Below are 13,253 nucleotides of genomic sequence, written 5' to 3'. Positions count from 1 at the left end.
CGTCATGGCTGACAGGCCCTCAAGCAGCCGTTGACCGTGATCGATTCGCAACGGATTCCGTTCTCCGTCGAGACCCATTCAGGTACCACCCGATTAGGCTCGACGCTCATGTCCGACACCGCGCCCGACAACGGCAGTTCCGCTCGTCCCGCCGCGATTCCGGCCTCCATCGACCGTACGGAGGACCGTCCCGTCTACGTGATCGGGGGCGGGCCGGGCGGGCTGGCGGCTGCCGCCGCGCTGCGCGCGGAGGGGATGCGGGTCGTCGTGCTGGAGAAGGCGCCCCAGGTCGGCGCCTCCTGGCGGGGGCACTACGACCGGCTGCATCTGCACACCACCCGACGCTGGTCGGCGTTGCCGGGGCTGGCCATGCCCCGGAAGTTCGGGCGGTGGGTGTCCCGGGACGACGTGGTGCGCTACCTGGAGAAGTACACCGAGTTCCACGAGCTGGAAGTGATCACGGGCGTCGAGGTCTCCCGCATCGACCGGGCGCCGGACGGGGCCGGGTGGGTGCTCTCCGCGACCGGTGGGCGGTTGCTCACGGGGCGCGCGGTGGTGGTCGCGACGGGCTTCAACCACACGCCGCACCTACCCGATTGGCCCGGCCGGGGGGCGTGGGCCGGGGAGCTGGTGCACGCGGCCCGGTACCGCAACCCGGCACCGTACACGGGCCGGAGCGTGCTCGTCGCGGGGATCGGGAACACCGGCGCGGAGATCGCGGTGGACCTGGTGGAGGGCGGGGCCCGCGAGGTGCGGATCGCGGTGCGTACGGTCCCGCACATCGTGCGGCGTTCGACGGCCGGGTGGCCCGCGCAGGCGACCGGCATCCTGGTGCGGCGGCTGCCGGTGTGGCTGGTCGACCGGACGGGCGCGCTGATGGCGCGGGTCGCGGTGCCGGACCTCGCGGCGCAGGGGCTGCCGCGCCCCACCACCGGGCTGTATTCGCGGGTGAAGGACGGGGCGATCCCGGTGCAGGACGTGGGGCTGATCGACGCGGTGAAGGCGGCTCGGGTACGGCCGGTCGCGGCCATCGCCTCGTTCGAGGGCACGGACGTGGTGCTCACCGACGGGACGCGGCTGACGCCGGACGCGGTGATCGCGGCCACCGGCTACCGCCGGGCGCTGGAGGGGCTGGTCGGGCATCTCGGGGTGCTGGACGGGCGGGGGCGGCCGGTGGTGCACGGTGCCAGGTCGCCGCGGGAGGCGCCGGGGCTGTACTTCACCGGGTTCTCCAACCCGATCAGCGGAATGTTCCGCGAGATGGCGCGGGACGCGCGACGTATCGCACGGCGGATCGCCCGTTCGCCGCGCTGATGGCGTCGGCCGTCGCGACGACGGCGCTCGTCCCGGCGAGCCTCTCCCTCAGCTCCGCGGTCCTGGGGTCGTCGGTGCCCAGGGCTCTCGCGCAGTCGGTGAACGTCCGCTTCAGCAGGGCGATCGCGCGGTCCGGGGCCCCGGTGACGCAGTGGGCCGCCGCGACCTGGGTCAGGGCGAGCAGCGTCTGCTCGTCGTACGGGCCGAGGACCCGGGCGCAGTCCGCGGCGAGCCGGAGGTACTGGCGCAGCGCCTCCTGTGCGTCTCCCGCGACCAGCACGGTCTGGGCAAGGTAGTGCCTGCCTGAGAGGGTCTCGGGGTGGTCCTTCCCGAGGGCTCGCTCCAGGCGGGTGAGATTGTCCGCTCGGAGCGTCCGCGCCCGGTCGGACTCTCCCGCCTCCAAGCAGGCCGCCGCCAGGTGGTGGCCGGCGCGGAGGGTGTCGAGGTGGTCCTCGCCGTAGAGCCGGGAACGCGTCGCCAGGTCCTCCTCGAAGAGCGGAACGGCCCTGCTCAGGTTCCCCGACGTCCGGTATGCACAAGCGAGTCGGAACCGCGCGATCAAGGCCTGCGGATGGTCACCACCGAGATGGTGTGCCGCGTCGAGGTTCTGCCGGAACATGACGATCGCGCGTTCCGGGTCGCCGTCCAGCAGGTGGACATCCGCGAGATGGCAGCGGGCGGCCAAAGTCGCGGGGTGCCGCTCTCCCAGGACGCGCAGGTACTCGTCCAGGTTCACGCGGAGCGTCTCGACCGCCTGGGCGATGTCGCCGGCCGCCTCACGGGCATGGCCGAGGGCGTCTCGGGCGGCGAGGGTTTCGAGATGGTCCTCCCCCAGCACGCGCAGCCGGTCGGCGAGCACACGCCCGTGCATCACGAGCGCCTCGCCGATGTCCCCTCTCCTCTCGTGGACGTGCGCGAGCCCGGACCTGATGGCCAGGGCGAGCGGGTGTTCGTCACCGTCGGCCCGGATCACGTCGGCGAGGATGCGTGCGTACAGCCTCTCCGCCCGGTCCAGGTCCCCGGCCTTGTACGCCGCCGTGGCCAGGTTGGCCCGGAGGATGCGGGAGTTCGTGTCCTCGTCGCCCACGACACGACGGCTGCCGGCCAGGACCACCTCGTACAGCGCCGCCGCCTGCTCAGGTTGCTCCAGCCCCACGAGGACTTCGGCCAGGTCGGCCCGGCAGTTCATCACCGCCGGATCGTCCTCGCCCAGGGCGGCGACCAGTCCGTTCAGCGCCCGGCGGTAGTGGACGGCGGCCGGCTCCAGGACGACCTGCTCCTTGAGGAACCGGGCCGCCCAGCTCAGCAGGTGGGCCGTCGCTTCGGAGTCGTCCTCGGGCGCGGTGTGCTGGGCCAGAGCCTCGGCGTGCGCGAGGAGTGCCCGCCCCAGCGGCCAGAGGTCCGGCCGCTCCTCGTCGGGAACGGTCCTGAGCAGTCCCTCGGTGGCCCGCTCCCGCGCCTCCGCCACCGCGTCCGCCGCGCGGTGCGGGTCGTCCGGGTCGGGGGTCCGCGCGAGGGCCTGCACCAGGCGGTGCACGGAGAGGGTGCCGTCCGGTCCGGCGGTGATCATGCTGTGGGCCACCAGCCGCCCGATCGCCTTGGCCAGTAGGGGAGGCGGGGCGGGTCCGTCCAGCAGGGTGCGGGGGATGTGGTCGGGGGCGTACCAGGCGAGGGTGCGCAGCACGTCGCCGGCGAGCGGGGTGTCGGCGAGGCGGTCGAGAGTGATGCGCCAGACGCGGGCCACCGTGCGGTCCGCGTCGGTGGTCTCCGCGCCGGTGGCGTACGTCTCGGCGGGCCAGGAGCACAGCATGCCCAGGTACTCGCGCGGGGTGGTGCCGTTCTCGTGGCAGTACGCGGCGGCCTGCTCCACCGCGAGCGCCAGGTGGCCGAGCTCCTCGCACACCTCGGCGGCCCCGTCGGTGTCGCGGGGCCCGGCCTGTGTGAGGACCCGGCGGAACAGCTCGACGGACTCGGCGGGGGCGAAGACGCCGAGCCGGACGGTGGTGGCGTCCAGCTGGTGCCAGCCGGTGGCGAGGCGGGTGGTGACCAGAACCCTGCCACCACCACCACCGAGCCGGTCGAGCAACGGGCGTACGCCGTCGGGGTGGTTGACGTTGTCGAGCACGACGAGCCAGTCGTCGTGGGCGGCGAGCCAGCCGAGGGCGCGTTCGCGTTGGAGCTCCTGCGGGAGTCCGGTCAGCCCCGGCTGGAGGGCGCGGGCGAGTCCGGCGAGGCCCGCCTCGACCCCGGCGGGGCTGTCGGCGCCGATCCACCAGCGGAGCCGCGCCGTTGAGCGCGTCGCGGCCCAACGGGCGGCGAGGGCGGACTTGCCGACCCCGCCGAGGCCGCTCACCGCCCGCAGCACCACACCGCCGGGCGCCTCGAAAGCGGTGTCCAGCGCGTCGAGTTCGGCGGAGCGGCCGACGAAGAGGGCGCCGTGCGGCAGGTTCGAGAGCCCGCTGTCCGCCGCGTCTCCGGGGATGGGGCCGTACGCCTCGACGGGCGGCAGGGTGGCGTTCTCGACGTGCAGGGCGACGGAGTTGAGGATGTCCCGCCCGGCCGCGTTGGCCCCCGCACGGGCGGAGACGGGCGGCGGCTGCGGGGTGTCCGGGCCGGGCGGCGCCTGCGGGACATCCGGGCCGGTCGGCGGCTTGCGCTTCACGAGCCGTGCCGGGCGGTGGAGCCGTCGATGTCGCCGCCGGCCGCGTTCGAGCCGCCGGTGGCGGTGATGCCCGGGGCTTCCGTACCCGCTGCGGAAGCGGCGCCGGGCGCGATGTCGTGCGCCGAGGCGGAACGGATGCTGCCGCGTGCCGCGTTGGAGCCGCCGGCCGCCCGTACGGGCACGGGAGCGGGTACGGGCGCGGTGGGCGTACCGGCGCGGAGCTGCCGGAACGCCACCCCCAGCGCGACGACGCCCACCGCCGAACCGACCACGCCCGCGATCTGGCTCGACCGCTCCAGGTCCGCCGCCGTCACCCAGACCAGCAGTCCCGCGGCCACCGCCGCACCGGCCCCGGCCAGCAGCCACCAGGTCGTCCTGCTCACTCCGCGCCTCCCCGTCATGGGGGCATTCTCGCGCCGAGCACCGCTTCTGGCACGGGAGTTGGCGTGTGCGATCCGTAACGCTCAGGCCGCCGTCACCACAGCCTTCCCGCTCACGGGCAGGGGCGTGCGGCGGACGACGAGGGACATCAGGGCGGCGACCGCGCACAGCGCCCCGGCGGCGTACCAGACGACGTCGTACGAGCCGAAGGCGTCCCGGGCCACTCCGCCGAGGAAGGCGACCACGGCCGCCCCGATCTGGTGCGAGGCCAGCACCCAGCCGAAGACGATCGCGCTGTCGTCGCCGTACTGCTCCCGGCAGAGGGTGATCGTCGGCGGGACGGTGGCGACCCAGTCCAGACCGTAGAAGACGATGAAGAAGACCATCGGCGGGTGCACCGTGGGCGCCATCAGCATGGGCAGGAAGAGCAGCGAGATCCCGCGCAGCGCGTAGTAGACGGCGAGCAGCCGGCGGGAGTCGAAGCGGTCGGTGAGCCAGCCGGAGAAGACCGTGCCGAGGATGTCGAAGACCCCGATGACGGCGAGCAGCGAGGCGGCGGCGGTGACCGGCATGTGGTGGTCGTGGGCGGAGGGCACGAAGTGGGTGCGGATCAGGCCGTTGGTCGAGGCGCCGCAGATCGCGAATGCCCCGGCCAGCAGCCAGAACTGTCCGGTGCGGGCCGCGTCGAAGAGCACCCGCAGAGCCCTGGTCGCGGCGCCCCGGGTGGGAGCGGGCTTCGCCGCGTACGTACCGCCGTAGGGGGCGAGGCCCACGTCGGCGGGGTGGTCGCGCAGCAGGAACCAGACGAGCGGGACGACGACGAGCGCGGCGAGCGCGACGGTCACCGAGGCGGGGCGCCAGCCGTGCTCCTTGACGATCCAGGCGCAGAGCGGCAGGAAGACCAGTTGGCCGGAGGCGCCGGCGGCGGTGAGGATGCCGGTGACCAGGCCGCGCCGGGCGACGAACCAGCGGTCGGTGACGATCGCGGAGAAGGACATCGCCATGGACCCCGTACCGAGGCCGACCAGCAGGCCCCAGTAGATGAGCAGTTGCCAGGAGGCCGTCATCCAGACGGAGCCCAGCGCCCCGGCCGCCACCACGGTCAGCGCGGCGGCCACCACCCGCCGGATGCCGAACCGGCCCATCAGCGCGGCGGCGAAGGGGGCGGTGACCCCGTACAGCGCGAGGTCGACGGAGACGGCGAGGCCGATCTCGCCGCGCGACCAGCCGAACTCCGCGTGCAGCGGGTCGATGAGGAGACCCGGCAGCGCGCCGAAGGCCGCGCCGCCGATGATCGTCACGAAGGTGACGGCGGCGACGATCCAGGCGCGGTGGATCCGGAGACCGGCCGGAAGGCGGGATGGGCGGGAGGGCGTCGAGCGGCGCGCGGCCGGGGCGGGGGGCCGGCCGCCGCTCTCGTCCCGGGCGGCGCTTTCGGTTGTCTGGGTCACGTGTCACAGGATCCGGCGCGGGAGGGGGCGCGGGCGAGTGGCCTGAGAGTCACCCGTCGAAGGGATCGGGCCACGTCCTCCGTGGGCGACGGCGAGATCGACTGCGGCGGCCCCCGGTCGGAGACGTACTCCCCCGGCAGCCCGGACGTCTGCGCGCAGGAACGCCGGTGGCCGGAGCTCGTCGGTGTTCTCGGCCTCTCGGTGCCCTTCGCGGTGACCGGGCCGCACGCTGGGTATCTCCCCCGCCCGGCCCCTCACCCGGCGCGTTCCAGCCGGCTGATGGGGCGCGCGCCGAGCAGGGCGACCACGACGAAGAGGTTGACCACCGCGCCCGCGAGCAGCAGCCGGGACGTACCGACCGCCTCGGCGACCGGTCCGGCCAGGGCGCGGCCCGCCGCGACCATCAGGAGCGAGCCCGCCACGTCGTAGGCGTGCAGGCGGTTCAGGGCTTCGGGCGGTACGTGCGTCTGGACCGTCGTGGACCACATCACCAGCCAGAACGCCGAGGCCGCGCCCGCCAGCAACTGGCCCGCGCCGAGCACCGCGACCGGTAGGTCCAGGCCCAGCACCACCAGGTTCACGGCGACCGCAGGGAGCGCCAGCGCCCCTGCCGCCAGCGGGCGCCGGGGGCGCAGCCGGAGGGCGAGCAGCCCGCCGACGACGCTGCCCGCGCCGCTGACCGCCATCATCGCGCCGTACGTTCCCGAGCCGTGGCCCTCGGTGATCCGGACGGCCGTGAGCGGGAGGCTCGGGCCGAGCACGGCGAAGCCGTACACCGTCCAGATGACGATCACTCCCCAGAGCCAGGACCGGGCGCGGAATTCCCGCCATCCGTCGACCAGTTCGGCCAGGAACCCGCCGCGTGGGGCGTCGTCGTGCGGGGCGGGAGCGAGGCGCATCAGGAAGAGGCAGACGCCGGAGACGCCAAAGGTGGCCGCGTTCGCCACGTACACCGCTCCGGCGCTCGCCAGTCCGACCAGGACACCCGCGAAGGCGGGACCCGCCATCGTCATCAGGGCCTCGGAGACCCGGAGCACCGCGTTGGCCCGCTGCACGTCGGTGGAGATCCGGGGCACGGTCGAGGCGACGCCCGGCTGGAAGAGCGCGGCGCCGACGCCCGCGACCGCGCTGAGCGCGCAGACCGCCCAGAGCGGCGGGTTGCCGGTGGCGAAGAGAACCGCCAGCACCGAGGCCCCGGCCAGCCGGAGGGCGTCGGCGGCGACCATCATGCGGCGCGGGGTGAACCGGTCGGCGAGCACTCCGCCGAAGAGGACGAAGACCGCCAGCGGGGCCATCCACGCGGCGAGCGCGTACCCCACGGAGGAGGTGGGGCGGCCCGCGCCGAGCAGTCCGGCGGTGAGCGCCACGGGGATCATGCCGTCCCCGAAGAGGGCGACGGTGCGGGCGACGAAGAAGTACCGGAAGTTGGGGTTCCAGAGCGGGGCGGCCGAGCCGGCCCCGTCCCCCGGTCCCGCCGACGACACGGTCGGGTCCGGCCGGTGGGCCGGAGGGCGCGGGGCGTGTACCGTCCCCCCGTCAGCGCGGGCGGGAATACGGGTGCTGTTCTGATGCTTGTCGCTCACACCGCAGAGGTGTACCAGGCGAAGGTCTATACCACTAGGCCGAGCCGGACGGTTCGCGTCGGATCAGCGGGCGCCGCCCGCCCGGCGGGGATGGCCGGACAGGCCCGGGGAACGAGCCGAGGAGGTCGTCGTGCCGCATCGGGTGGTCGTGCTCGCCCTGGACGGATTGCTCCCCTTCGAACTGGGCATCCCGCAGCGGATCTTCGGGAGCGCGCGGAGTCTCGGCCCCGACGACCCGGGCGAGCGGCTGTACGAGGTGGTGACCTGTTCCGTGCGCCCGCCCGGCCCGGTCCAGACGGACGCCGACTTCTCCGTGATGGTCGAGAACGGCCCGGAGGCCCTCGCCACCGCCGACACGGTGGTGGTCCCCGCCTCGTACGAACTGGGCCCGGTCCACACCGAGGGCCGGCTGACCGGCGAACTCGCCGCCGCGCTGGCCCGCATCGGACCCGGCACCCGGCTGGTCGCGATCTGCACCGGCGGGTACGTCCTCGCCGCCGCCGGATATCTGGACGGCCGTCCCGCCACCACCCATTGGGCGTCCGCCGACCACTTCCAGCGGCTCTTCCCGAAGATCCGGGTCGATGCGGACGTGCTCTTCGTGGACGACGGGGACGTGCTCACCTCGGCCGGGGTGGCCGCCGGGATCGACCTCTGCCTCCATCTGGTGCGCCGCGACCACGGGACCGCCGTCGCCAACGACGTGGCCCGGCGCACGGTCGTCCCCCCGCACCGGGACGGCGGGCAGCGCCAGTTCATCCAACGCCCGGTGCCCGAACCCCGGTTCGCCAGTACCACCGCGGCCCGGGCGTGGGCGCTCGGGCGGCTGGACCGGCCGATCCAGCTGCGGGACATGGCGGAGCGGGAGTCGATGAGCGTACGGACCTTCACCCGGCGCTTCCGCGAGGAGGTCGGCATCAGCCCCGGCCAGTGGATCACCCAGCAGCGGGTGGAGCACGCCCGCAGGCTCCTGGAGTCCTCGGGTCTCAGCGTCGACCAGGTCGCCCGGCAGTCCGGCTTCGGCACGGCGACCTCGCTGCGCCAGCACTTCCAGGCCGCGCTGGGCGTCCCCCCGACCGTCTACCGCAGGACCTTCCGCGCGACCGCCGACACCCGGGGGTGACCGGACCCGGGCCAGGACTCCCGTCCCGGTCCTGGCCGGCCGGGGAGCGCCCGCGCGGACCTCAGGTCAGGTCGGGGTAGAGGTCGGTGAAGGCGAGCAGCGGGTCGTAGGAGTCGAGCGGGGCGGGCGTCTCCGTGCACTCCTGGGCCGCCGCGCGGCCGTTCCGGTCGACCTCGCACCAGATCTGCTTCCCGGTGCCCTCGGGCATCCAGCCCCACCGGTCGGCGAGCCCGTCGACCAGCTCCAGGCCGCGCCCGTTGGTGTCGTCGCCCTCCGCGTGCCGCTGCTTCGGCGGCCGGGCGCTCGCGTCCGCCACCTCCACGCGCACGGTGCCCCCCGCGCCCGGCGCACCGGTCGGGCCGAAGAGCATCCGCAGTACGGCCGGACAGCCCGTGTGCACGACCGCGTTGGTGACCAGTTCCGAGATCAGGAGGATGAGCGTCTCGGCGAGCGGCTCGTCATCCCTTATCCCCGACCCTTCCAGGCGCGACCGCGCCCATCTGCGGGCACGTCCCACTTCTGCGGGATCCGCCCCGACCTCCAGCTGAACCTGAAGCACCTGCACCGCTCACACCATCCGAACCGGCGGACACATCGCCTCGCGCCTCCTCAGGATCACGGAACGTGATTCCTGTGCGCGACAGCATGGTTGACGTACAGTCACCGCAACAAGCGCTTCGGGCATATTCACGCGCGAAGGAGTACGCGTGGTGCATACTGTGCGACGCACTCGGCGGGAGGCCGCCGAGACAGCCCTCCGCACCCGTGGCATCGCCGTCCCGCCCGGCCCGGTGCAGCTCCCCGAGGTGCCGGCAACGCCCCGCACCCGGTCTTCGACCGCCGCGCGGGCTGCCTCCGGAGTGTTCGGTTCCACTGGCTCTCGCATCCCACGGAGCGTACCCGAGCACGCCGACGACTCCTGCCGGTGATGAATCGATCACGAGGTGTGCCCGATTCGGCGCGGACGGCGGGACAGGGACGTCACCGCACGTCACCACATGTGGCGACCGGGCTCACCCCAGGCGGAACGGTTCGCTCCGCTGCCGACGGGCGGCCGGGCCAAACATCTGCGCGAAGAGGGAGACAGGACGCCTGAGCGAATGCACGCCCACCCGCACGCCCGGCGCACTACGGAGCGTGCGGCCGGAGCGCAGGGGGGCGCACCCGGAGAGCCCGTACGGGGCCCGGGGAGCCCTCGGGACACCCGGCCCGCCCCCCGGGGATCAGGCGTCCGGCTCGACCACGGTGACGTACGCGGCGAGGGCCGCCACGGCGTCGTCCTCGGCGATGCGCCCGTCCTGGTCGGTGTCCAGGCTGCGGGCGGCGACGCGTGCGATGTCCACGTCCGCACCGAGCACCCGCAGCGCGCGCTCCACCGCGTCGACCGGGGCCGTACCGGAGGAGGTGCGGGAGGCGGAGGAGTCGGCGGGGCCCTCCGCACCGGCGGCGGCGACGTCGATGGCCGCACGGAGGAAGGGACGGGCGATCTCCGCGAACCGCTCGGGGCTGTCCCGCAGCCGCTTCACCGCCCCGCCGACGAACTCCTCGCGGCTGACCCGCTGGTCCCCGTCCACATCGGCGATCCCGGCCATGCCCTGCCAGAAGGCCTCCGCCCCGCTGTAGAGAGCCTGCCCCCGGTCGCAGCGGGCCGTCGTGCCGAACTCGGCGAGCAGTCGGGCCGCGGCGGCGTTGAAGTCGGTCCGGTCGATGTAGCCGCTGCCGTCCTGGTCGAAGGCGGCGAAGCGGTGCGCGATCTTGCGCTCGTATTCTGCGCTGTCCATGGCGGGAGCGTACGGCGCCCGGCGTCGTCACGTGTCACCGTGGCGCGACGTCCGTGTGACGGCGCGGTATGACAACCACACCGCACGGGGTGTCCCTATGCCTTTCAGGCGGGCAGTGGCTGAGCCGACTCGTCGACTGCGGCGTCCGCGTCGGGGTAGACCTCGAAGAGGCGGCGCACGCCGAGCGCGGCGAGGACCCGGTTGACGTGGGAGCCGTCCTCGGCGCCCCGGGCAGGGAGGATGAGCCGGAGCCGGCCGCCGCAGGACTTCATCAGGCGGCGGGAGGCGATCAGCACGCCGACGCCGCTGGAGTCGCAGAACAGGACCTCCGTCAGGTCGAGGACGACCTGGTGCCGGCCGGCCGCGACGGCGCCGTGCACGGACTGACGGACGACGGGTGATGTCACCAGGTCGAGTTCACCGTCTATCCGGAGCACGGTCCAATCGCCCTGCTCGGCCTCGTCCACCTTCAGCGTCACGCGACTGGACCTCTCGTTCCGGGGGCTCCCGACGAGACCGATGCCGTACCGGTGTCGATGCGGAGGATTCCGTTCCTCCTCGCGGCTGCCCATTCGCCCCTCCATGAAACACCGGGCCACTCTTCCGTGCGCACGCGGGTTTGCGGGAGACCCGACCGGCAAGAAGCCACCGCGTCACCACCCGCCGCCCGCTCCCCCGTCACCCGGGCCCCCTTACCATTCAGCGGCCCTCCGGCGAGGTAGTTGGCGCAAAGGTTCGTGTTCGGACGGGGGCGCGGACTACATTCAAGGTGCACGAGGGGCACGGGGGCACGTTTCAGCACCGACCGCAGGGCGCAGGACCGACCGCAGGGCGCAGGGCTGGGGGTTTCATGGCGTACGGCGCACCTCCCCGCTGGGACCGCAGGATGCAGCAACGGCTGGCCCGCGGTGAGGCGGCGGCCCTCGGCGAGCTCTACGACCGGTTCGCCGCCCTCGTCCACAGCCAGGCCCACCGGATGCTCGACGACGATGCCGCCGCCAACATCGTGACCCGTGAGGTCTTCACCCACGTCTGGGAGAACCCGGACGCCTACGACCCCCGGCTGGGCTCCATGCGGTCCTGGGTGGCCCGGCTGGCCCACCGGCGTTCCGTGGCGCGGCTGCGCTCTGAGGAGCGCGAGGCGTACGAGGACGCGGAACGGCCCGGACCGGGCGCCCGGAGCGACCCGGACCACGCCCCTTCGGACGCCTCCACCCTGGACGAACGTCTGCGCAGGGCGACGGCCGCGGCCCGCGCCGACTACATCGCCGCCACCATGCCCGAACCGCTGCGGGCCGCGCTGGAACTCGCGTACATCCAGCGCCGCGACTACCGGCAGGCCGCCGCCGACCTCGGGGTGACCGAGATCGAGGCCCGCCGACGGCTGCGGCTCGGACTCCAGTTGCTGTCGAGCGCCAACCTCGCACCGGTGGACGGTTTCCCGCCCCCCGGCTACGGACGCGCGCTGTGAGCGGCCACGACGACGGGACCGGCGGACGCGGCGGCACCGGGGACGAGGTGCGGCGCGCCCGGCGCATACCGGGGCCGCGCAGCGCCCCGGACGACCTGGCCCTCGGCTCCGTACCTCGCCCGGTGCTCTCCTCGGACCTGGCGGACCTCGCGGAGCTGACGGACGTGGCGGACCTTCCGGAGGCGGAACACACCGCGGACGCCGGGCACACGGCGGACGCCGCGCACGGGTCGGAACACGGGGCAGTGGCGCAGGAGGAGCCGGAGGCCGGCCCCGGAGCCGAACCGGAAGCGGTGCCGCGGCCCCGCCGTCGGCCGGAGGAGCCTCCTCCGTTCGTGCTGCCGACCGTGCCCGTCCCGGTGATCCCGATGCCGGAGGCCTCGCACTCCGTGCTGCGGTCCCTCCTCGGCGCGTGGGCGCTGGCCGCCTGCTCGGCCGAGGAGAGCGCGACCGTGGAGGAGCACCTCGCCTCGTGCCAGCCCTGCCGCGAGGAGGGGACACGCCTGCGGGACGCGGTGGGGCTGCTGCACACCGACCGTTCGCTGGACCTCGACCCGAAGCTCCGCTCCCGGGTCATCGAGGGCTGCCTCGAACGGCGTCCGGCCGGGATCCCGCTGCCGGAGTGGGCGGCACCGTACGACGCGGAGACCGCCCGGCTCGACGCACTGCTCCGGGACATCGGCGACGCCGAGTGGCACGCGCCGGTGCGGCTGCGGTGGTTCGAGGACGAGAAGCCCGCCACCCGGAAGACGACGGTGGCCGGGGTGATCTCCCATCTGCTGGCCGTCGACGGCATCGTGGCCGACGCGCTCGGCCTGCACGACCCGTCGGGCCCGCGGGACCTGCCCCGTACGCCGACCGCGCGCACGGAGGCCGTCTGGGCGGAGTCGTCCCGTCCGGCGACCCGGTCCATCCGCACTCCCTGGCGCGACCTGAACCACACACTGCTGCGGACGGTCTCGTTCGCCGAGCACGCGGTGGCGGACGACTCCGTCTCGTACGGGAGCTTCTCCCTGTCGGTCCGGGACTCGCTGCTGGAGCGGGCCTTCGAGTGCTGGGTGCACGGCTGGGACATCGCGCGGGCGGTCCACTATCCGTACGACCCGCCGGCCGCCGGGCATCTGAACCGGATGGTCGACCTCGCGGCCCGGCTGCTGCCCGGCGCGCTCGCGGTACGGCGCAGGGCGGGGCTGGCCTCCCCGGCGCAAGAGCTGGTCGCGGCGGGTTCGCCGGGGCGCTCGCTCCACCTCGAAGTGGAGGGCCGGGGCGGCGGGGACTGGTACATCCCGCTGGACTCGCCCGCCGCCGTCGGTTCGGCCGACCGCGCGGTGGCCCAGATCGCCCTCGACGGCGTGGAGTTCTGCGAGCTCGTCGCGGGCCATGTGCCGCCGGTGGAAGCGGCGGCGGGGCAGCTCGGCGACCGCCGGGCCATCACGGACGTGCTCTTCGCGGCGGCCTCGCTCAGCCGGCTGTGACGCGGGCGGCCC

Annotated in this window: 11 protein-coding genes; 4 read left to right on the top strand and 7 right to left on the bottom strand. The window is 74.1% G+C overall.

The annotated features are described in order from the left end of the window. The first annotated feature begins 108 nt into the window (after positions 1 to 108). Positions 109 to 1,314 carry an NAD(P)-binding domain-containing protein gene (locus ACFZAX_RS06885; RefSeq protein ID WP_390959810.1) on the top strand — a complete coding sequence of 402 codons (1,206 nt, stop codon included), beginning with the start codon at positions 109 to 111 and terminating at the stop codon, positions 1,312 to 1,314. Here ACFZAX_RS06885 and ACFZAX_RS06880 read toward each other — a convergent pair. The 4 genes from ACFZAX_RS06880 to ACFZAX_RS06865 all read right to left on the bottom strand — a co-directional run bounded on the left by ACFZAX_RS06880 (position 1,241) and on the right by ACFZAX_RS06865 (position 7,292). Beyond that, a complete protein-coding gene (locus ACFZAX_RS06880) occupies positions 1,241 to 3,976 on the bottom strand; it encodes a tetratricopeptide repeat protein (protein WP_390959809.1) in 2,736 nt (911 codons plus the stop codon). The two genes, ACFZAX_RS06885 and ACFZAX_RS06880, sit on opposite strands and share 74 nt — an antisense overlap. Further along, positions 3,973 to 4,359 carry a hypothetical protein gene (locus tag ACFZAX_RS06875; RefSeq protein WP_390959807.1) on the bottom strand — a complete coding sequence of 129 codons (387 nt, stop codon included), beginning with the start codon at positions 4,357 to 4,359 and terminating at the stop codon, positions 3,973 to 3,975. The genes ACFZAX_RS06880 and ACFZAX_RS06875 overlap by 4 nt, the downstream gene beginning before the upstream one ends. A gap of 81 nt (positions 4,360 to 4,440) precedes the next feature. Then, positions 4,441 to 5,808, bottom strand: coding sequence for an MFS transporter (locus tag ACFZAX_RS06870; RefSeq protein ID WP_390959806.1), 1,368 nt, complete (start codon positions 5,806 to 5,808; stop codon positions 4,441 to 4,443). A 254-nt stretch (positions 5,809 to 6,062) separates the two neighbouring features. Further along, positions 6,063 to 7,292, bottom strand: coding sequence for an MFS transporter (locus ACFZAX_RS06865; protein ID WP_390959804.1), 1,230 nt, complete (start codon positions 7,290 to 7,292; stop codon positions 6,063 to 6,065). Between the two features lie 229 nt (positions 7,293 to 7,521). On the opposite strand from ACFZAX_RS06865, the gene ACFZAX_RS06860 reads away from it, so the two are divergent. Then, positions 7,522 to 8,514 (top strand): helix-turn-helix domain-containing protein, encoded by a 993-nt coding sequence (locus ACFZAX_RS06860; protein WP_390959803.1) that lies wholly within the window; start codon positions 7,522 to 7,524, stop codon positions 8,512 to 8,514. A gap of 61 nt (positions 8,515 to 8,575) precedes the next feature. On the opposite strand, the gene ACFZAX_RS06855 is transcribed toward ACFZAX_RS06860, so the two are convergent. From ACFZAX_RS06855 to ACFZAX_RS06845, 3 genes are all read right to left on the bottom strand, one after another. Beyond that, on the bottom strand, positions 8,576 to 9,079 hold the full coding sequence (locus tag ACFZAX_RS06855) for an ATP-binding protein (RefSeq protein WP_390959801.1): 504 nt from the start codon (positions 9,077 to 9,079) through the stop codon (positions 8,576 to 8,578). Positions 9,080 to 9,737: 658 nt separating this feature from the next. After that, complete coding sequence (locus ACFZAX_RS06850; RefSeq protein ID WP_390959799.1) at positions 9,738 to 10,295, bottom strand: EF-hand domain-containing protein; 558 nt, start codon at positions 10,293 to 10,295, stop codon at positions 9,738 to 9,740. Between the two features lie 104 nt (positions 10,296 to 10,399). Then, complete coding sequence (locus ACFZAX_RS06845; RefSeq protein WP_390959797.1) at positions 10,400 to 10,774, bottom strand: anti-sigma factor antagonist; 375 nt, start codon at positions 10,772 to 10,774, stop codon at positions 10,400 to 10,402. A 371-nt stretch (positions 10,775 to 11,145) separates the two neighbouring features. On the opposite strand from ACFZAX_RS06845, the gene ACFZAX_RS06840 reads away from it, so the two are divergent. Further along, positions 11,146 to 11,766, top strand: a complete 621-nt coding sequence (locus ACFZAX_RS06840; protein ID WP_390959795.1) for a sigma-70 family RNA polymerase sigma factor — start codon at positions 11,146 to 11,148, stop codon at positions 11,764 to 11,766. Further along, the gene (locus ACFZAX_RS06835; RefSeq protein ID WP_390959793.1) at positions 11,763 to 13,241 is read left to right on the top strand and encodes a maleylpyruvate isomerase N-terminal domain-containing protein; all 1,479 of its coding nucleotides are present in this window, start codon (positions 11,763 to 11,765) and stop codon (positions 13,239 to 13,241) included. Before ACFZAX_RS06840 ends, ACFZAX_RS06835 begins: the two co-directional genes overlap by 4 nt. Positions 13,242 to 13,253: the final 12 nt, after the last annotated feature.

The sequence above is a fragment of the Streptomyces sp. NPDC008125 genome, assembly GCF_042957125.1.
Classification (GTDB): Bacteria; Actinomycetota; Actinomycetes; order Streptomycetales; family Streptomycetaceae; genus Streptomyces.
Note: the sequence above shows the minus strand (reverse complement) of the source record. Positions and strands in the feature narration are given on the sequence as shown.